Source organism: Streptomyces sp. NPDC031426 (assembly GCF_055581585.1).
On sequence record NZ_JBVIJE010000017.1, the window covers coordinates 1 to 18,620 of the forward strand.

Here is an 18,620-nt window from a genome sequence, read left to right on the forward strand (position 1 = left end):
CCACGACCACCTCCAAGATCAGGTCTTGGAGACAGTCTGCTGGCCGACGAGCAACGGATCGATTACCAGGCCAAGGCTGCGTGACGAGCCACTAGGTCGTTCACCTGGGTGTCCGCCGGACGCTGAGGCGCGGCGCGTGCTGAGGCCGCTCGATTGCACGCCCGTCCCGTTCCGGCGTTGGAGCGCGAACAGCGGCGCCAGGAACGAGCTTCGCTAGGAAACCGTAGCCAGCGCCGTGACCAGCACCCCTGCACCCAGTCTGATGTGCATCCTGATGTCAGTGGCTTTCTGCGACAGCCACGCGACCCGATTGCAGGGAGCTCCGCCCCCTTGCCGGGCTGCCAATGGCGTGCGCGAGGGCGAGGAGTGTGTCGTCCGACACCACCCGCATGCCGTACTCCCCAAGTAGTGCTGCCATCTGCTGCGGCCTCCACAGAGAGCGCCACGGCTCGCCCGACGTGACCGAGCTCCCGAGCACGCGTGTCAGCAGCCGCCCCGCGGCCGCCTTCGCCGACGGCGTCTGATAGTTGACGATGAGCGCACTGCCTGGGACCGTCCGGGCTGCGAGCGTGGCCACCGTGGCGCGCACCTCGTCGCGGGTGAGATACGGAACGACGCCCTCCCACAGCCAGGTCGTGGGCGCAGATGGGTCGTGCCCGGCGATATCCAACGCCGCGCCGAGATCGTCAACGGCGAAATCCACCGGTGTGAACCGTACAGAACGGGCCATGGCCGGCAGTCCAACAGCCGCGCGATCGGCCTCGTCCGGCCCTTGGGCCGCTTGCGCGGCATCGGCGAGGCGAGTGCGCTTGTCACGCTGGGAGGCCGGATGGTCGACCTCCCAGACATCCGTCTGCGCGAGCTCGTGCAGACGCCACGCGCGCGTATCCAGACCAGCGCCGAGGATCACCAGCTGGCCGGTCACGCGGGCGCGCAGGGCCTCATCGATCGCGGCCGTCCGCGGCACGACCACCTCGGCGCACGCCCGCACACTCTCGTAGGTGGTGCGCGCCCGCCACCCTTGCGGTGGAGTGCCCGCGCGCACCTCGTCCACGGGCGTACGCTCGGCGGCACGCAGCAGCTGTACCGCCACCGGATCAGCGAACCGGGCTGGAGCGGCCCTGCCATCCGCGGCTGCCCGCCCCTGACAGACCAGCACCGCCGTCCGGCTCGCCGCGCGCCCACTCTGGTTCATGAGACCGCATTCAACACCAGCCTGTCCCGCCCTCACCGAGAAACGGGCATCAGCCCACGAACTGCCCTTCAATACGGCCATGCCGACGGTTGAGGCTCGGGATCGGCTCGATGGATCCTGATGACGAGGGCCGGCTTCACGACATGGCCTGCTCATCGTCGAGACTGGCGTGGATCTGCCCAGCTCCACGCCTGGGCACTGCTGCCCGCCCTCGCCAGCAAGGCCCCGACCGCGAGGCGGCCGCCGCCCTGGACGTGGCACTGACCGAACTCGAAGCCGGCCCAGCCGGCCAGGCCCCGGGGCGCTTCGGCTTCGACGTACCCGAATTCGCCCTGCACCAGGCCGAGGCACACCTCACGCTGGGCACCGACCAGGCCCTCGCCCGCGCCGAGGCCTGTGCGGCCGCCTGCACCACCGGCACCCCCGGATGGGCCGCCGCCACCCTCGCCCTCGCCCAGGCCGAAGCCTCCGACCAACCCTCCGACTCCGCTCAGCGCGCCTGGACGTTCTCGACAGGGTGCCGCCGAGCCGTCTGCGCGCCACCGCCCGCACCCGGCTGCAGCGGCTGGAGGGCCTGCTCGCCGCCCGCCCCGCCGAGTACGTGGCCGATCCCCGCAAACGTCTGCGCACGCTGCCGCCTCCCGGGGACGCGTCCGGCGCCGCGTCGGCGTGACGCCGTTGCTGGGTGGGGCCTGGCTACGGCGCTGGGGGCCGAGGGCGATCCGGGGTCATTCGTCTTCCTCTCGCCGTGCAGCCGTCCACGACGGCACAAACCCAGGCTGGTCAGCACGAAGCCCGCCCGTGCGCCTTCAGCACACACGCCTACCTGCAGAGCAGGAGGGCCGGCCGGCCAGGAGGCCACCAGCAAGGCGCTCACCGAGTGGCAGGTGACCAGCCGGAGTTGGTCTTCTGAAAAGCGTTCGTCGCCCGTCGTCCAGCGGCGCTAGGCTCGCTGATCATGGGAGCACGAGCGCAGTACGTGGTAGTCGAGAACGGCGCCTGGCAGCGTTACCACTCGCACTGGGCCGCCAACCGGGTGGTCGACGATCTGCTGCCCGGTCCGGTCGCGGCGACGCGCTGCTTCCGCGCCAACCGGGAGATCGACGAATGGCTCGACGACGTGTGGTGCGAGGGCGCTGCACTCGTCGACCACGACCGCCGGATCCTGCTCTGGTTCGCCTTCCAGGACAGCTGGGCGGACCACCTCGCCGCCCGCGCCGTACTGACCCGGACATGGCCCGGCTGGGACGTCCGCTTCGCGCACGACGGCATGGGTGATCTGACCCACCACCTGGGCCTGGGCAGGGACCTGACCCGTGCGCCGGGCTGGTTCGAGACCTTCGAGCCTTCCGGGTTCGCGGCCACCGAGTACACCGAGCCCTGCTCCGTCGCCTCCCTGCGCCTGCCCGACGGACGCGTTCGCGCGTGGGGCAGCGACTGGGAGCCCATCGAGCACCTCGCCGCCGGCCCCCGCCTGATCGACCTGCTCGTTGCGTCGCCGGCCACCCCTGCGCTCGCCGACATGCCGCACGGTGGCGTCCATTTCGACCCGCAGGGCCGCACCATTTCGCTCTGGGCGGTGCAGACCGTGGCCGGCATCCACAACTGGCCGTTGCCGGGCTGGGAGAACTGGACCCTGGACTTCCGCGGCGATGACCACACCCAGCAGGCCGGGCTGCTCCCTGCGGACTTCCCCCTCCCTCAGCCCCCGCTCGCAGCCGCACTGCGGAGGCTCGGCGACGGCCTCAGCACCCCGCCGCCCGACAACGGCACGCTCCTTGCCAACGCCATAGCTGCACCTGGTCCGCAGGGCACCGCCCCCGTGGTGAACCCTGCTGCGCTGGTGCCGCACGAACCGGCCGATCCCACCCCGGCCGAACTGGCCGCACTGCGTACGGCGATCGATGCGCTGGTCGCAGGGGCAAAGGTCGACTGATCGTTGGAGAGCCGTGAACACGCGCGCGCAATGGTTGGGAGTTCGGGAACGCGTCATCGCTGTGGAGCAGGCCGAGCGTCGAGCCCGTGGCCGTGGACCGTCTCGACACCCGACGTTCGAACCCGTCCTGACTCCCGCCGCCATCGCCGAGGTCGAAGCGCAGTTCGGTGTCGCGCTCCCCGACGATTACCGTACGTTTCTGTCGGAGGTTGGAGCCGGTGGCCCCGGACCGGCACTCCAGCTCACGTCGTTGCGCCGAATCGAGGGCACGTGGGGATGGATCTGGGAGAACGACGAGGACCGTCCCTGGCTGCTTGACCCCAGTGGGCCGTTCGTGGAGACGGAAGACTGGGCCGACCAGCAGATTGCGACCCTTCGCGCCGCCGGGTACGGACCCACCACATGTGACGAAGACGAGGACTATCTGGACGACTACCGCAAGGTCTTCGGCGACGCTGGCGACGATGTCTGGTTCCTGGAACGCGGGCGGGGTGCGATCCCCATCAGCGACAACGGTTGCGGGATGACCGGCTGGCTCATCGTCGTCGGCCCGCGCCGCGGGGAACTCCGCGACCGGGACTGCGCGGTCAACCCGCCCTTCGAGCCGTACGTCGATGCACACGGAAACCGTCACACCTTCCGCAGCTGGTACCTCGAGTGGCTTGAGCAACGCGAGAGGGCAGCGCGGTGATCAAGCGCTGGGTGCCCCTGGCCTGCCGAGCGCAGCAGCGGCTCCTCGGAGGGGCGTGCCGAGACGTCAGGGTGTGGGCGCCTGCAGGAGGGCGGCGAACCGCTTCAGGGCAAGATCGGTGCGCTCACGTTCGCCGGTGGTAGTGAGGTCGAACAGCAGGCCTCGCATGACGGCCATGACGAGGGTGGGGGTGGCAGTGTCGTCGTTCCCGGTGGCGATGTCGGCGAAGACGGTGTGCAGAGGGCCAAACCAGTCGGTGACGGCCCCCGCCTGGTCCGGGTAGCACTCGGGATGGGCCAGCAGGTCGGCGTGGACTTCGAAGAAAAGTCGAACGAACGGAGCTCGTTCGGGCGCACTCAGCCACATCCAGATCCCGCGCAGCCGCTCCTCGATGTCGGCGCCGCTCGACGGCAGGCCGTGCGCCAGGCGCTCAGCGCCGCGCCGGCGTGCCTCGGCGAGAACCGCTGCCACCAACTCCTGCTTGCTGCCGAAGTCGTAGAGCAGCATCCGCGGGCTGGTGCCCAGTGCCGTGGCCAGCGGACGAAGACTCAGACCGGCCAGCCCCTGCGCGAGGACGTAGTCGGTGGCCTGCATCAGAACGCGGTCACGTCGGGCGGGATCGGAAGGTCGTCCCACAGTCCACCGTCCTCTCGTGGGATAGCGTCGTGAAAGTATATGACACGGGCGTTTCAATAACGGAGGGACAGCCATGGAGACCCACGGCACGCACGACCCCGACCGGGCACTGGTCCTGGGGCCCGGCGGGCGTCTTGGCACCGCATGGATGGCCGGACTGTCAGCGGGGCTACGCAGCTTCGGGGTGAACCTGGGCGAGGCCGACCTCATCGTGGGCACCTCGGCCGGGGCGATCGTCGGCGCAGTTCTCGCCACCGGGCAGGACCCCGCCCGCCTCGCCACCGTCCGGCGCTCCGCCAACGCCTCGCCCGCGCCACACCGCCCCGACCCGGCGGTGACAGGCGCAGTGTTCGCCGTCCTCGACGACCCGGGCCTTGACCCTGCGGATGCCCGTCGCCGGGTGGGCCTCATCGCCCTGGAAACGGTCGACGCGGAGGCGGAGAACCAACTGATCGCCCAGCGCGCCGCACTGATCGCCGCCGACAGCTGGCCGCAACGCCCTCTGCTGATCCCGGCCGTTGACGCCGAGAGCGGCGAGCCGATCGTGTGGGACGCCGCCGCGGGCGTCCCACTCGTTCACGCGGTAGCCGCGTCCAGCGCCTTCCCCGGGATTGAGCCACCCGTCGCCGTCGGTGGCCACCGCTACCTGGACGGCGCCTTGCGAGCCGGCACCAACACCGACCTGGCGGGTGATGCCCGCACGCTGGTGGTGGTCGACCCGCTCGCCCACCACCACCCCCACCCCACAGCCGACGGCGCCCACATGCTGGCCCCCGATCCGGCTGCGGTGCATCTCCTGGACGCCGAGCAGAGCGACCCTGAAGCGTGGAAGGCGGCCTACCAGGCGGGCAGGGCCCAGGCCGGCGCGGCAGCTGCGGGACTACGCGCGCACTGGCGGCCCGCCTCGACCCGCTCCTCCGGGTGGGGCCAGGGCAGGTAGCCGCCCAGCGGGCGGCACACCGTTGCCAGCGGTCCCGGTCGTCGCGCTCGTACGCCACGGCCAGGTCCCGGCGGTCCATGACGTTGCTGCCGAGTAGGGCCGAGATGAGCTGGCCGATGCGGACCAGGTGCTCGCCGTACATGGCCTGCGCCGCTCGGCTGGTCACCCAGCCGGGCCACGGCCGGCTCAACTGCGGACGCTCGGTGCGGGATCATGTACGCCCCGCTACCGGCCACCAATGACATCAAAGACGGAGACCGGATGGGCCCCCAGGCGCGGGGACGTGCGGGTGAGTCGGCTTGCGGGCATGACCGTTGGGCGGTCAGGCGGGGGATACCTCAACGACCAAGAGGACGACGGGTAGTCGCTCTTTGAAGAACGATCGGAGCGGACCGCGCCGCTCGCACTCAGCCCAGCCGGGTCAGGGCTTCCACGTGCGGAGCATGGCGGCGATCCCGGCAGCGGTGGAACAGCGGGCTGTTCAACTCTTGGGCGGCGCGGTCAGTTGCTCGCGAGTCGGGTTGACCGGGATGTTGCTGGCTTCGAAGCGTGCCGCGGCAGCTCGCCGCGGAGGGCTGGGAGATCAGCCCGGAGGACCTGGCCACTGGTCATGAATCTGCCCGGCCTGCTTGCGTGGCGCTACAGCTTCGACGTGGCGGCGACCAGGAGAAGCGCCGTATTTCGCGGTCTTCGAAGGCGACTTCGCTGACGCCGCCGCCATGGCCGCGGCGCGGGCGTCGCCGCAAGGCCGCCGGGTGGCCGCCGATGTCGCCAACTACGCCACCGGCGGTGCGGTCATCATCCACTATCCGGTGCAGGACGGCACCGGCTGAAGCAAAACGGTACGCTCCGGGACGCGTTCGGTCGGCCGTTGCGGCCAGGTTAGGCTATCGGCGGAATGCCGTTCGCGGTTGCCGGTTCGTTGAGCGTCAAAGGTGGGCCGATGTCCTGGCCGGATGTCACGGTGGTTGATGCGTGCGTGCGGCGCGACGGCCGGGGCGGCAGCCCCACGGCCGTCACCGACGACGACCCGGCGGCGACGGACGCGGACCGGCGTGCGGTCGCTGCCGCGGCCGGCACCTCGCACGCGGCGTTCCTCGGCCCGGGGCGCACGCCGGACGGTGGCTGTCCGGTCCGGTTCTTCACCGCCACCGCCGAACTGTCCGGCTGCGGCCATGGCACCGTTGCCGCGCAGGCCGTCCGGTTGACCCGCACCGCGCTGGGCGAGCTGAACGACCGCCAACACACCGGCGGGCGCACGTTCGACACCGTCGCGATCCGCCGCCCCGCCGGCATCGAGGTGTGGTTCGACCAGGGCCTCGTCGCGCTGCGTCACCCGGCACCGGACGAGCGCGCCGCGATCGTCGCCGCGCTCGGGCTCACCCCGGACGACCCGCATCCGACCGACGCGCCACGGATCGCCGCGCCCGGCGCACCACGCATGCTGGTACCGGTCCACGACCGGTCGGCGCTGCTCCGAGTCCACCCACACTTCGGCAGGCTGACAGCGGCGTGCCGGCGGTACGGGCTCCTCGGCTGTTTCGTGTACGCACCGCCGGTGGGCGACCGACCGGGTGCGGCGCGGATGTTCGCGCCGGCGATCGGTGTCGACGAGGACGTCGCCAACGCCAACAGCACCGGCTGCCTGGCCGCCCACCTGCTCGACACGACAGGGGCACAGACGGTCGCGATCGAGGTCGAGCAGGGTGACACCCTAGGTCGACCGGCCAGCGTGCTCGCTTCGGCCCGACGCGGGCCGGCGGGCATCACGACCCGGGTCGGCGGGTCAGCGGTGGTCCGCGTCCGCGACGGACACCGAGGCGACAACTAGACCGGCCTCTTCTGCGATCCTCGCATGGGGCTGGGGCTGTCCGCTGCGGTCAAGCGTTGGCACCCGATGGCGGCCGTCAGCGGGACGCGATGTCAAGGGCGCGGCTGAGTGTCCACGCGAGACGCGCAGCTTGGCTGCGACGGCGGTTCGGGTTTGTCCGGCGCCGAGCAGGATGCGGGCCTCAGCGTCTTCTTCGCGGCCGTCTTCCTGGCCAGCTGCTTCTTCGTCGTCTTCTTTGCCGCGGCCTTCTTCGTCGGCAGCTCATGGACGCCGGCGTCCACAAAAGCCTTGCCGCACGGGTCCAGCAGTTGGAGAAGCGCCTCTCCCAGCGCCTCGGCCAGCTCGATGAACGTGCCGATGTACTGGAGGCAGCCGGCGCGGACAACCGGGAGCTGACCCGGGCCATGAACCAGCGCGAGTGCCCGACACGGGGGGGCGGGGCACCGGCGTGGACACAACCAGGGTTCGCTCTTGTCTCGGATGCATTCCGCCGCATCGGCTCGGGCCCCAGGGAACCGCCGTCAGTCGCGTGCTTGGGAGCGAGTCCCCCCTCCGGGCCCAGGCCTCGCTCGCCCCCTCCGCGCCGCAGGCTGCTCGGCGGAATCGGAAAACGTCGTTTCGTGAGTTCGATGGCGGAGCAATCCCGACGAACGTCATTTCCGTATGAATTCACAGGAAGCAAAACCTCCTCCACAACAGCATCAACGAGAAGATTCGCAAGCGTTTATCTCGATATCGGAGGTGATGGTCCGCCGCCTGAACGCACTGCGCGCGGGCGGCGAGCGACGCACAGGGCTACGCGCAGGCTCTGAAGCGCAGGGACGGCCCGTCGAGGCCGCCAGAAGATCAAGCACACCCTCAGAGAGGGGCTCACCATGCGCGCGCGCACACGTATCAAGAGATTGGCTGTCGCGGTTGCGTCGGCACCGATCCTGGCCATCGCCGCCGGGGCTGGAGCCGCCCATGCAGCCGCCACCGCCGCGCCCGAGCACGTCGTCGCGTTCCACCAAGACAACGGCTGGGGCTGGGGCGGAGGCCACCACAACGGCGGCGGCTGGGGCTGGGGCCACCACAACGGCTGGGGCTGGGGTGGAGGACACCACCACGGTGGTGGCTGGGGCTGGGGCCACCACCACGGCTGGGGCTGGGGTGACCATGGTTGGGGCTGGGGCTGAGGCGACCGGGTGTCAGCAAAACTGATCGCAACCCCTGACAACAAGGAATGGATCCGGGTGCTCGATCCCGTCGGGCACCCGGATCCACGTGCCGAAGACCCTGATGTACGTGACGTGCCGGTGTCCGCGACGACGGAGGGACCGGATAGGGAGGGCGCAACAGCGAGCCCAGGTTGCGGCCCGCCTCCATCGGCGCCCTCCCTCTGTCCGGGCGAGGCCTAGACCGAAGCGAAGGACGCCGCAGTGATCGCGGACGCCGCCCGGACAAACCTTGAGGCCTTCCTCGCGTTCGAGGCGCTCGGCATCGGCGTAGACCTCCGCGGTTGTGGCTCCGCTTGAAGCGGTGGCCGATGGCCGATCTCCCTTCCAGGTCGCGGCGCGGGCGGACAGCGGAAGATCGAGAGCCCAGGACAGACGAGCTACGCGCACGGATCTCTGCTGCGGTAGTTGCACCGGCCCTCGTTCGGCCGCGGCGGTGAGCTGGTCGGCGAGGTTCTTGAGGGCCTGCCTTGGTTCGTCGGGGTGGTGCACGGCGAAGGGCCATTCCAGGGAGGCGAGCAGGTGTGCCATGCCGTCCAGCCGTTCTGCCCGGGCGTGCATGAGGACGCCGCTGGGCTGGGCGGTGAGGGTGAAGGCTGAGCGGGGCAGCCGGCGGGCGATCTCATCGAGGGGGCCATGGATCGTCACCTCGACCTGCCAGCGGTAGGGCCCCTGGGCCAGGGTCGAGGTCAGGTGGGCTACGGGGTCGAGGCCGTCAGGGGCCGTGAAGCGGCGGGAGCGGGCGGTGACGGAGGCGATGCGGTCGATGCGGAAGGTCCGCAGACCATCGCGCAGGTGGTCGTGGCCGACGACGTACCAGCGGCCGGTGTGGAAGACCACGCCGGGGGACTTCCACCGGGGCATTCGTGCATCTATACCTGGCGTGACCTGGGCCCGGGCTTCGCCGGCGCTGAAAATCCCGGCAACGCGTCCGCGTCAGCGTCCGGTGGGTCGCATTTTCCTGCCCTGCGAGCACCCACTCGCCTCGATAGATCCTGCCCGCTGCCAGTCCTGTCGGCGCCTATCGGAGGCGGATCGTGTGTGCCCCTCGCATGCACGATATGCGATGAAGATCCGGGTGGATTGGATGCCGCTCGGGCCACTCACGCGGTCGACTCGTCGCGGGATTCGACCTTTGATAGATGACCTGGGTGGCGGGGTTGGTAGTTGCTCGCCCAGTAGTCGGCGATTCCCGCGCCGTCGGTGTCTCCCTTCGGCACGGTAACCGCGGCGACGCGCAGTCCGCGCGTCGTCAGCCTGTGGACCCGTGCGGGGCACCCGGTTTGGGCAGCAGTCGAGCGCTGAGACGGTCCGAGCTCGGCCAACGTACGTCGTGAACCAAGCGAAGCTTCTCGAAAATCCAGATAAGGCGCGCCGACGGGTCGAGCTGACCCGGCAGCACGCCGTGGCGCGCGCCCGTGGGATCCGCGTGATGTGAGTTGTGCCAGCTCTCGCCGAAGGACAGCAGTGCGAGCGGCCAGAAGTTGGTGGCCCTGTCCCGGCTGACGAAGGGGCGCCTGCCCGCGACGTGACAGATCGAGTTCACCGACCAGGTGACATGGTGCAGCAACGCCATCCGGATCACGCCGGCCCAGAAGAACCCGGTCAGCGCGCCGGTCCAGGTTCCGGTGACGAACCCGCCGACCAGTGCCGGGGCCAGGAGCGAGACGGCAGCCAGTGGCCCGAAGAGTTGACCGATGAACCGCAGATCGGGATCGGCGGCAATGTCGGGCGCGAACCTGGCGCGGTTACTCAGTTCACGCTTCAGCATCCAACCGGTGTGTGCGTGCAGAAGTCCCTTGAGCAGCGCGCGGGTGTCGGTCCCGTAGTGCCAGGGCGAGTGCGGGTCACCCTCGCGGTCGGCGAAGGCGTGGTGGCGCCGGTGGTTCGCCACCCACTGGACCGGCGAGCCCTCGACCCCCAGCGAACCCGCGACGGCCAGGGCGATCCGCAGGCCCCGCCGTGCCTTGAACGAGCGGTGCGTGAAGAGGCGGTGATAACCCACCGTCAGGCCGAAGCCGGACACAAGGTAGGCGACCACCGCCATGCCGACGTCCAGCGCGGACAGGCCCCATCCCCACACGAACGGCACTACGGCGATCAGGGAGATCGGCGGGCCGACGACGAAGATCCACATTGCCACCCCTGCCGCGGCCGTCTGGGGTGTGTCGAGCAACGGCTTGACCCCGGCCTCGGCATCGACGTCATGTTCGACAGCGGTCTGTTCGGTACGGTCGACGTCGCTCTGGTTCATCGTTTCCTCGCCATCGCTCAAGCCCGTTCGGAGCCTGCGCCGGGCCGACCTGGATCACGCGCCCGTGTGCTTTCGAACGCGCTCGGCGGTCCTGGTCCCAGGATCGCACTGGGCGGCATCCGCGCAGGTCGTCACGGATGTCCAGGGCATGAACGTCGCGGGACTGAATCTCCTTCGGCTCGGCATGGGTTCTGGGCCTCGTAGGGTGTGGGACAGATGGGGCGAGCGGCGCCGGTGCGCCCTTCCGTGCAATTCTCGACGCCCCTGCGGCCGGTCACTGGGTTGACCAGCGGGGGCGGGCCATCAGGCGGTGCGGGCATGCATGCGCGCCGCTCGCCTGGATCGGCATTCGCCGGTCGAAACGCCGGCGAGGACCGAGCGCAGTGGAGGGAATGCCTCGGTGCGGATGCGACCGCGGTGGCTGGTCGGCTGATGGCGGTCGCCGGTGCGCAGTCAGTCCGGGCGCCTGAGGAGCTGAATGGAAAGTCCGGGGGTGAGGTGACTTCGTGGCCTCGGCACACAAACCGGCCGCTGACCAGCGTGCGGGCGGCTTCCGCGTCGCCGTCATCGACGCGCCCGGTCACGGCGACCGGCCGCACACCGCGCACGACGAGCAGCAGATCGCCTTGCTGCGCAGGACGCAGGCGGCGGGCGAGCCGGCAGACCCGATCGTCGTACGCCACAACACCCACCTGGCGGAGCCCACCGTGCCCGAGTGGCAGGCGATCCTGGACGCCCTTCAGAAACTTCCGGAGATCGGCGAGGACCGTCGTGCCCGGCTTCGTCCTCGCCCGCGACTACGTCCGCGCCTCCACCAGCGACCACGACACGGACTCGGACGCGGAAGTGAAACCAGTGTGCATGGAGGGAGTACTGGGTACTCTGCGAAGTGCCCGGGGCTCCCCCTGTAAGGAGGGCACGCGATGCATTCGAGCAGTAAGGGAACGGTCGCCGTTCTGCTGGCGGCCGCCGCGTTGTGTCTCTCAGTACCCGCCCAGGCCTTCGCCGGCTTTGGAACGAACGATCACAAAGCCAGCGCATACTGCGGAACCGACAAGGCTTCCGGGCTCGGGGTGTCCACCTCCGAGAATGTGCCCTGTGCCGCCGCTCTGCAGGTGGCAGCCGCCTACACCAAGACCAGGCACAACGTATCGAGCACCACCGTCGTGCTGCGCGCCGCAGGAAGCACCTGGAAATGCCAGGAACGCCAAGGCCACCCCAACCCCTACCGGGTATGCGTCGACACCCGCTACAGCACCCGGCTGATCATGCTGTCGTCCTGACGCCACTCCCCCGCACCCGTGGGGCCTCACATGGCGCCCATACGTCGCCCGCCGATCGCGGTCGGCGCTGTGCTCCTGGCCCTGTCCCCCCAGGGCGGCGTCGTTCGAGCGATCTGTCTGGTTTGTTCACATGATGCCGAAGGCCGCCGTAGCGGCTGAGCTTGTACGTCAGCATCGTGACCGTTCGTCCCCACGCCTCTTGTGCGATGGAGCGGTTGAGGCCGGCCTTGGCTTTGACGCTCTTGCCCGACTCCTCGGCGGTGCCCCGAGCGGACTTGACATCTCCGCCCGCCTGCTTCGCAAGGAGTTCGACGCGCACGTGGGCGGGTACGTGTGAGGCGGACGCTTCTGGTCCGGCTCCTACTTCGCCGGAAGCTGCGGCAGGGCGCCCCTGGCCCCCGTGAAGCAGTACATCGGGAACCAGAAGCGCCCCGTGGGCTGAGCTGAACACTGCGGACCCATGCTCACGCGGGTCGGAGCAGTTCTGAGATGGCCTTCACCCCCGGCGTAAACGCCGGGATACTGGCCAAGATCAAAGGTAGACGAAACGCTCCTGGAGTATTAAGGCTTGATGCCTACCCCCGTCCACAGGCTGACCTGGGCGTCCGTGGGCGGCTCAGCTGCGGTGGCGTCATCGCTGCAAGGGTCGGGGCGCCAGCGGTGCCCCATCGTGATGCCGGGGTCCAGTAGTTCCAGACCGTCGAAGAAGCGGGCGACGTCGGCGCGGGAGCGGAACTGCACAGGCGTTCCCGCGTTGTTGTAGATGTCGGTGACCTTCTGCCAGGTGGGCGGATCGTAGTCGGGCGTGCAGTGGCTCAGTGCCAGGGCGCTGCCGGAGGGCAGGGCGTCGAGCAGACGGTTGACGATCCCGTACGGGTCTTGCTCGTCGGTGATGAAGTGCATCAGGGCGTTGAGGGACAGCGCCACCGGCTCGTTCAGGTTCAACACCTCTGAGAGGATGGGGGCGTTCAGCAGAAAGGTAGGGTCCTTGACGTCAGCCTCGATGTATGCGGTGCGGCCCTGGGACGTGCTACGCATCAGGCGCTCGGCGTACTTCAGCACGAGAGGGTCGTTGTCGGCGTAGACGACCCGGGCGTCGGGCACAACGGACTGGGCCACCTGATGCAGGTTCGGCTCGGTGGGGATGCCGGTGCCGATGTCCAGCCACTGGCGGATGCCGTGGTCTCGCGCGAGAACACGAGTCGCCCGGTGCATGAAGGACCGGTTCTCACGTGCGCACACGAAGATGCCGGGATAGACGGCCGCGACAGCCTCGGCCGCCTGTTTGTCGACGTCGAAGTGGTCCTTGCCGCCGAGGTAGTAGTCGTACATGCGTGCGGAGTGAGGCCTGCTGGTGTCGATGTCCCGCGAGGCCGGCGTGCTGCTCATGCTGTTCCCTTCCGATAGTTGCGTGGCGTGCAGGCGGGGCGACCTCGTGGCGGCGCCTTCTCCCGATCGCGCTGAGGTTCAGCCGGCCGTCAGATGATCGGCGAGGCCCTTTTTGACTCCCTCGAGGAATGCGCTGATTTCCTCGGTGGTGTAGATCAGCGCGGGCCCCGAAGGATCGGTCGACTGACGCAGCGCGATGCGGCCGTCGGCGAGTTGCTTCGTCTCCACGCACTGGCCCCCGTTGGGCCCGCTCCACGGGCACTCCCAGCCGTGCTCACCGAGATCGGAGGCGGGCATCCCGTTGTAGACACTGCCATGGCTTACGGTCATGAGTACTCCTTGCGCATGTGTTGCAACAGCGCCCTGCTGTCCGCGGAGGAGGTCAGCAGCGACATCCGGTTGTGTGCTTCCAGATGGGCGGCGACATCCGAGCGCTGGTCCAGGTACATCGAGGCGGTAAGGACCTCGCTGTAGACGACGTCGGGCAGCTCCGGCTCCGCGAACCGGAAGTAGGTGAAGGGGGCGCACGCCCCGACATGGGCGCCAGCGGAGAACGGAACGACGTCGATGCTGATATGTTGCAGCTCCGAGGCTTCGAGGAGCCGGTCGATCTGCGCTCGCATCACCTCCGCCCCGCCGACAACGCGGTGCAGGACGGCCTCCTCCATCACCACCCACAGCGTGGGAGCGTCCTTGCTCTCCAGCAGTTCCTGCCGGCGCAGCCGCAGCTTGATGCGCCGCTCCAGATCTTCCTCGGAGTCATTGGGAAAGCCGCCGCGCAGGACGGCGCGCGCGTAGTCGTACGTCTGCAGCAGCCCGGTGACGTAGTGCGGCTCATAGGTACGCAGAGTCCTGGCGCTGGTCTCCAGGCTGACGTAGGCGGAGAACCAGCTGGGCAGCACATCGCGATAGTCATGCCACCAGCCCGGTTCGTTGGCTCGCTCGGCCAGGGCGACGAACTCGTCGATCTCCTGCCGGTCGGCTCCGTAGGCCTCCAGCAACCGCTCCACGTACAGGGGCTTGAGAGCGACCTCTGCCTTTTCCAGGCGCCGGACGGTCAACGGCTTCATCCGCAGGGCCCTGGCGGCGTCCTCCAGCGACACGTCGGCGCTCTGCCGCCTCTCCCGCAGCCGCCGACCGAGGATCATCCGAAGAACCGTTGGCGCGTTGGTCCCCGCACCCGAACGACCCTCCATCAAGCAAACTCCAATCCACTGACGGCACGTCATCGTGACGCAGAACGCAGCGACTTGATGATGACACCAGCTGGATACCGCGCGGCTGAAATTATCAGGGGAGCAGTTGCAACGTGAAGACGACTGCGAGCATAGTTACATGCGTGAGCGATCCAGCCAGACGCCCAGGCCGCCATGGTCAACGACAAGCAACGTTCGCAGAGTTGGCGCCACCAAACGTCAAGGGCGCACGTCGATTCGAACACGCCTGTCGGGAAGGTCTTGCCGTCGCTCCGCATCCTCACGGCCCGGCCTCGAAGGAAGGGCAACCACCATGTCCCCCCACACATCGCTCCTCACCTCCTCGTCAGAAGGCGCAGGTACCGGCTCCTCGCGTGGAGCAGCCATGACCTCGACGGGTTTGATGCACCGCTCCCATCCGTGGCTCGGCCACATGGTGACGGACTCCGCGACGGGACGGCGAGGAATTCTTCGCGCCATCGCACCGGAGGGCACCGCGCCGGCGCCGGTCGCCTGGCTGGCCCCGCGGCGAGGCGGCATCGAATGGACAACGGAGCCCGAAAACCTCACCGATCCCACGCCGATCACGCCGACCAGCCGCCCGGAAGAGAGGACCTGAGGCAGCGGATCGCCCTAGTCCGTACGTCACGGCCGTCCCTGTGTTGGAAGGCCATTCCGGTTCTCCTTGGCCACGAGGCCAAGCGCGGTCCTGTGTGCGGGGTCCAGTCGTCGGCGGCGGACCTTTCGGCGCAGCCGGGCAACCGTCTCCACGCCCTGCGTCGCCGCTTGCTGCCACGCCTGCACCAGCTCAGCGCCTGCTGCGTGACTTCCAGCTTCGCTGCGGCTTTCGCTCTGTGTCGGGGGTTGGGCAGCGGCATCGACGGAACCCGATGAGGGGACTCGCGGGGCGGAGGACGCGAACGGCCGGCTCGGACTGCTCTGGAACCGCTCCGTGCGTGCAGCCAGATCCGCAGTGGACCGACTGACTCGAGGCCGTGGCGCACGGCTGTCTCCAGGCCGGCACCGTGCTCGTAGCCGGCCACCGGCGAGCTCGGGAACAGCCGGTGCAGCAGCTTCCAGTCCGACCTGCCAGGCCGCGTCAGGGCCGCCGTCCGATGCGAAGACGTTGGATGTTCCGACCACCTGGTCGCTGCGGCTCGCCACCGCTCCGGCGGCCACACGGCCGCCCGGGGCCCGCCCGGCGAGCATGAAGGTGGCTGGGTCGTCGAGGAGTTCGGGCCGGAAGGGGTCCGCGTTGCCGTCCCCGTCGTCCCAGGCCGGTGCCCAGGCCTGCAGCGTGTCCGGCGCGTCGGCCATGTCCCACGCAAGATCGGATGTGATGGAGGGTGCACTCGCCGGGCGATGGATCCACTGGGCCTCGAACAGGACCTGGAAGCCGGCCGCGGCCAGGTCCAAGTCGGCAAAGCTGTCCTTTACGGGGGCGCCCCGGCGCGCTGGTGTCGTTACGCACCGCCAGTACGGCCGGGTCGACACCCGGCACGAGTGTCACCGCGTCGGGGGGCTGACCCATCGCGCGGTGGACCGGGCGGCACAGCTGCCGCCCGGCACCACGTAGTACCGCGGCCCACGGGCCGGGCCCGCCCAAGCCTCCAGATCGAGCTCGCTCGCCAGGCCGTGCGGTCGGTTCATCGCCGCGCACAACTCGGCGTTGTTCTGGGCAGCGGCCCTGACCATGAACTGCTTCGGCGTTCTCACGAGCGGATCATGTCCCGTTCCGGGCCGGGTGGCGAACGCTCTTCCGGTGCCGGCAGGAGGGCCGTCGCGCTCGGAGGGCCGTCCGCCCGTTCCGGATGACGGAACCGTTCAGCACTGTCGACGTTGCTGTAGTGGCTGACCGGTACCGCCAGTTCATCGGCGCGGATCTGCCACGAGCCGGCGCGCGCCTCCGCACCGACCACGCTCGCCGTGTTCCCGGCCGAACTGCGGGTGCCACGGCGGCACACGACGGAGCGGGCGGAAATCATCGTGTGCTGGACGGAGTTCGAGCGCGTCGGCCACTTTCCGGCCACGGAGGAGCCGGACCTGCTGACGGAGGACGTACGGGCGTTCCTCCGGCGGCTGCGCGGGGAGGGCGGAGCGGTCCGCTCTGCCCGTGGCGAATCTGCGGCGGGCAGAGAAATCGCATCCGGGGACCTCCCGAGGTCAAGAGTGGAGTCGACGGCATCCCCGCTTCGACAAGGAGACCAGATGACTCCACTGACCACGCTCCCGCCCCGCGCGGAGGAAGGTGACACACCGCCCAGCCGCTTCGACGACCATCTCGCGGCACAGCTGCTCGCCCAGCGGATCGTCCTCCTCGGCACACAGGTCGACGACGTTTCGGCCAACCGGGTGTGCGCGCAGTTGCTGCTGCTGTCGGCGGAGGACCCACGCACCGACATCAGCCTGTACGTCAACAGTCCCGGCGGGTCGGTCACCGCGGGTCTCGCCATCTACGACACCATGCGGCTCATTCCGAACGACGTCTCGACGCTGGCGATGGGGTTCGCCGCCAGCATGGGCCAGTTCCTGCTCACCGTGGGGGCGCCCGGCAAGCGGTTCGCGCTGCCGAACGCGCGGATCATGATGCACCAGCCCTCAGCGGGCATCGGTGGCACCACCGCGGACATCGAGATCCAGGCGGAGAACCTGCAGTTCACCAAGAAGGCCATCGAGCGGATCACCGCCGAGCACACCGGGCAGAGCGAGGAGACGATCGCGCGGGACGGCGACCGGGACCGCTGGTTCACGGCCGAGCAGGCCAGGGAGTACGGGATCGTGGACCGGGTGGTGGAGTCGCTCACCGACATCCGCCCGGCCGCGTCGCGCCGACGGATGGGGTTGTGAGATGGGGTCGTACACGGTTCCCTACGTCATCGAGCGGACCGCGCAGGGTGAGCGGTCCTACGACGTCTTCAGCCGGCTGCTGAACGAGCGGATCATCTTCCTCGGCACCGAGATCGACGACGGAGTCGCCAATGTGGTCATCGCGCAACTCTTGCATCTGGAGTCGGCGAACCCGGAGCACGAGATCTCGATCTATCTCAACTCGCCCGGCGGATCGTTCACTTCGCTGATGGCGATCTACGACACGATGACGTTCGTGCAGGCGCCGATCTCCACGTTCTGCGTCGGTCAGGCGGCGTCGACGGCGGCGGTGCTGCTGGCCGGCGGAGATCCGGGGCGGCGGTTCGTGCTCCAGCACGCGCGGGTGCTGCTCGGCCAGCCGGCCAGCGGCGGCCGACAGGGGACGGTCTCCGACCTCAGCCTCGCGGCCAAGGAGATGGTCCGCATCCGCTCGCAGGTGGAGGAGGTCCTGTCCCGGCACACGCATCACGACGTGGCGACCCTGCGCGCGGACATGGACCGGGACAAGGTGCTCACCGCCGAGGAGGCCGTCGCCTACGGGCTCGCCGACGAGGTGCTGAGCCGGCGGCTCGCGTTCGTCTGACCCGCGCGGCCGCGGCCGAGGGCCGACGAGCCGGCCGGTACGGCGGTGGCGTGCCCCGCCTTACCGGCCGACGGTTCGGTCAGGCCGCGAGGCAGAGGCCGTCGTACTGCGCCGTGGGCGACGTGCGGCCCCGGCTCACCCGGCTCCGGGCGTACCGGGCCAACTCGTCCTGGGCGAGCGAGAGCAGGTCGGCGAGGCCGAGGCCGAGCGCCTGGGCGGCGGCCGCCAGCACCTCGGAGGAGGCCTCCTTGCGTCCGCGCTCCAGCTCCGACAGGTACGGCATCGAGATGCGGGCCGCCTCGGCGACGTCCTTCAGCGTGCGCTCCTGGGCGAGCCGCTCGCGCCGCAGCACATCGCCGACGAGATCGCGCAACAACGGTTCCTTCGGGGCGGGTGTCTGCGGGGCTCCCGCCGGTCGCTGCGGGGCGCGGGTCGCCCCACCGGAACCGGGCGGCGAGGTCTGCGGGCGCAGGGGGATGACGCGGGCTTCGTTCGGCGCATGAGTGCTCACCCCTTCAGCCTAGGGATCCGGGGCGCCGGGGGAAGGGAGCGGCGTTCTGCCCTGGGTGAAGCCGTGCGGGCGGACTGAGGTGTCGCGCGCCGG

Annotated in this window: 20 protein-coding genes and 2 pseudogenes; 12 read left to right on the forward strand and 10 right to left on the reverse strand. The window is 69.6% G+C overall.

The window, feature by feature from the left end; all coding sequences use genetic code 11:
* Positions 1-277: 277 nt before the first annotated feature.
* On the reverse strand, positions 278-1,195 hold the full coding sequence (locus ACZ5NH_RS29665) for a class I SAM-dependent methyltransferase (protein ID WP_468779735.1): 918 nt from the start codon (positions 1,193-1,195) through the stop codon (positions 278-280).
* Between the two features lie 517 nt (positions 1,196-1,712).
* Between ACZ5NH_RS29665 and ACZ5NH_RS29670 the strand changes: the two genes are divergently transcribed.
* The 3 genes from ACZ5NH_RS29670 to ACZ5NH_RS29680 all read left to right on the forward strand — a co-directional run bounded on the left by ACZ5NH_RS29670 (position 1,713) and on the right by ACZ5NH_RS29680 (position 3,822).
* Positions 1,713-1,868: a hypothetical protein gene (locus ACZ5NH_RS29670; RefSeq protein WP_388631209.1), complete on the forward strand. Its 156-nt coding sequence runs from the start codon at positions 1,713-1,715 to the stop codon at positions 1,866-1,868.
* A 285-nt stretch (positions 1,869-2,153) separates the two neighbouring features.
* The gene (locus ACZ5NH_RS29675; protein ID WP_468779493.1) at positions 2,154-3,131 is read left to right on the forward strand and encodes a hypothetical protein; all 978 of its coding nucleotides are present in this window, start codon (positions 2,154-2,156) and stop codon (positions 3,129-3,131) included.
* 13 nt (positions 3,132-3,144) lie between these two features.
* Positions 3,145-3,822, forward strand: a complete 678-nt coding sequence (locus tag ACZ5NH_RS29680) for an SMI1/KNR4 family protein (RefSeq protein ID WP_468779495.1) — start codon at positions 3,145-3,147, stop codon at positions 3,820-3,822.
* Positions 3,823-3,888: 66 nt separating this feature from the next.
* Here the strand turns inward: ACZ5NH_RS29680 and ACZ5NH_RS29685 are convergent, their stop codons facing one another.
* Positions 3,889-4,416 carry a TetR/AcrR family transcriptional regulator gene (locus ACZ5NH_RS29685; RefSeq protein WP_451554305.1) on the reverse strand — a complete coding sequence of 176 codons (528 nt, stop codon included), beginning with the start codon at positions 4,414-4,416 and terminating at the stop codon, positions 3,889-3,891.
* A gap of 115 nt (positions 4,417-4,531) precedes the next feature.
* Here ACZ5NH_RS29685 and ACZ5NH_RS29690 point away from each other — a divergent pair, with 115 nt between their 5' ends.
* The 4 genes from ACZ5NH_RS29690 (at position 4,532) to ACZ5NH_RS29705 (ending at position 8,404) form a co-directional block, all read left to right on the forward strand.
* The gene (locus tag ACZ5NH_RS29690; RefSeq protein ID WP_468779497.1) at positions 4,532-5,398 is read left to right on the forward strand and encodes a patatin-like phospholipase family protein; all 867 of its coding nucleotides are present in this window, start codon (positions 4,532-4,534) and stop codon (positions 5,396-5,398) included.
* Between the two features lie 943 nt (positions 5,399-6,341).
* Entirely contained in the window at positions 6,342-7,229 is an 888-nt protein-coding gene (locus tag ACZ5NH_RS29695; protein WP_468779499.1) for a PhzF family phenazine biosynthesis protein, read from the forward strand.
* Between the two features lie 108 nt (positions 7,230-7,337).
* Positions 7,338-7,625: a hypothetical protein gene (locus ACZ5NH_RS29700; RefSeq protein WP_468779501.1), complete on the forward strand. Its 288-nt coding sequence runs from the start codon at positions 7,338-7,340 to the stop codon at positions 7,623-7,625.
* 479 nt (positions 7,626-8,104) lie between these two features.
* The gene (locus tag ACZ5NH_RS29705; protein WP_468779503.1) at positions 8,105-8,404 is read left to right on the forward strand and encodes a hypothetical protein; all 300 of its coding nucleotides are present in this window, start codon (positions 8,105-8,107) and stop codon (positions 8,402-8,404) included.
* 12 nt (positions 8,405-8,416) lie between these two features.
* Here the strand turns inward: ACZ5NH_RS29705 and ACZ5NH_RS29710 are convergent, their stop codons facing one another.
* A complete protein-coding gene (locus ACZ5NH_RS29710) occupies positions 8,417-9,307 on the reverse strand; it encodes a helix-turn-helix transcriptional regulator (RefSeq protein WP_468779505.1) in 891 nt (296 codons plus the stop codon).
* A gap of 388 nt (positions 9,308-9,695) precedes the next feature.
* Positions 9,696-10,697, reverse strand: coding sequence for an acyl-CoA desaturase (locus ACZ5NH_RS29715; protein ID WP_468779507.1), 1,002 nt, complete (start codon positions 10,695-10,697; stop codon positions 9,696-9,698).
* Between the two features lie 923 nt (positions 10,698-11,620).
* On the opposite strand from ACZ5NH_RS29715, the gene ACZ5NH_RS29720 reads away from it, so the two are divergent.
* A complete protein-coding gene (locus ACZ5NH_RS29720; RefSeq protein ID WP_468779509.1) occupies positions 11,621-11,980 on the forward strand; it encodes a hypothetical protein in 360 nt (119 codons plus the stop codon).
* A 280-nt stretch (positions 11,981-12,260) separates the two neighbouring features.
* Positions 12,261-12,422 (forward strand): annotated as a pseudogene (locus ACZ5NH_RS29725) (transposase); the annotation flags it as partial.
* A gap of 119 nt (positions 12,423-12,541) precedes the next feature.
* On the opposite strand, the gene ACZ5NH_RS29730 reads toward ACZ5NH_RS29725, so the two are convergent.
* The 3 genes from ACZ5NH_RS29730 to ACZ5NH_RS29740 form a co-directional block, all read right to left on the reverse strand.
* Positions 12,542-13,369, reverse strand: a complete 828-nt coding sequence (locus ACZ5NH_RS29730) for an SAM-dependent methyltransferase (RefSeq protein ID WP_468779511.1) — start codon at positions 13,367-13,369, stop codon at positions 12,542-12,544.
* Between the two features lie 78 nt (positions 13,370-13,447).
* A complete protein-coding gene (locus ACZ5NH_RS29735; protein ID WP_228617726.1) occupies positions 13,448-13,699 on the reverse strand; it encodes a DUF397 domain-containing protein in 252 nt (83 codons plus the stop codon).
* Positions 13,696-14,568, reverse strand: coding sequence for a helix-turn-helix domain-containing protein (locus ACZ5NH_RS29740; protein ID WP_468779513.1), 873 nt, complete (start codon positions 14,566-14,568; stop codon positions 13,696-13,698). The genes ACZ5NH_RS29735 and ACZ5NH_RS29740 overlap by 4 nt, the downstream gene beginning before the upstream one ends.
* A 382-nt stretch (positions 14,569-14,950) precedes the next feature.
* Between ACZ5NH_RS29740 and ACZ5NH_RS29745 the strand changes: the two genes are divergently transcribed.
* Entirely contained in the window at positions 14,951-15,184 is a 234-nt protein-coding gene (locus ACZ5NH_RS29745; RefSeq protein WP_451554316.1) for a hypothetical protein, read from the forward strand.
* A gap of 337 nt (positions 15,185-15,521) precedes the next feature.
* Here ACZ5NH_RS29745 and ACZ5NH_RS29750 read toward each other — a convergent pair.
* Positions 15,522-16,281: pseudogene (locus ACZ5NH_RS29750) on the reverse strand (hypothetical protein); the annotation flags it as partial.
* Entirely contained in the window at positions 16,278-16,484 is a 207-nt protein-coding gene (locus ACZ5NH_RS29755; RefSeq protein ID WP_468779515.1) for a hypothetical protein, read from the reverse strand. The gene ACZ5NH_RS29755 and the pseudogene ACZ5NH_RS29750, both read right to left, overlap by 4 nt.
* A gap of 289 nt (positions 16,485-16,773) precedes the next feature.
* Between ACZ5NH_RS29755 and ACZ5NH_RS29760 the strand changes: the two genes are divergently transcribed.
* Together ACZ5NH_RS29760 and ACZ5NH_RS29765 are read left to right on the forward strand one after the other, a co-directional pair.
* The gene (locus ACZ5NH_RS29760; RefSeq protein WP_451554317.1) at positions 16,774-17,412 is read left to right on the forward strand and encodes an ATP-dependent Clp protease proteolytic subunit; all 639 of its coding nucleotides are present in this window, start codon (positions 16,774-16,776) and stop codon (positions 17,410-17,412) included.
* A gap of 1 nt (position 17,413) precedes the next feature.
* Entirely contained in the window at positions 17,414-18,016 is a 603-nt protein-coding gene (locus ACZ5NH_RS29765) for a ClpP family protease (RefSeq protein ID WP_351614920.1), read from the forward strand.
* Positions 18,017-18,095: 79 nt separating this feature from the next.
* Here ACZ5NH_RS29765 and ACZ5NH_RS29770 read toward each other — a convergent pair whose 3' ends face one another.
* A complete protein-coding gene (locus ACZ5NH_RS29770) occupies positions 18,096-18,527 on the reverse strand; it encodes a helix-turn-helix domain-containing protein (RefSeq protein ID WP_388631238.1) in 432 nt (143 codons plus the stop codon).
* Positions 18,528-18,620 lie beyond the last annotated feature (93 nt).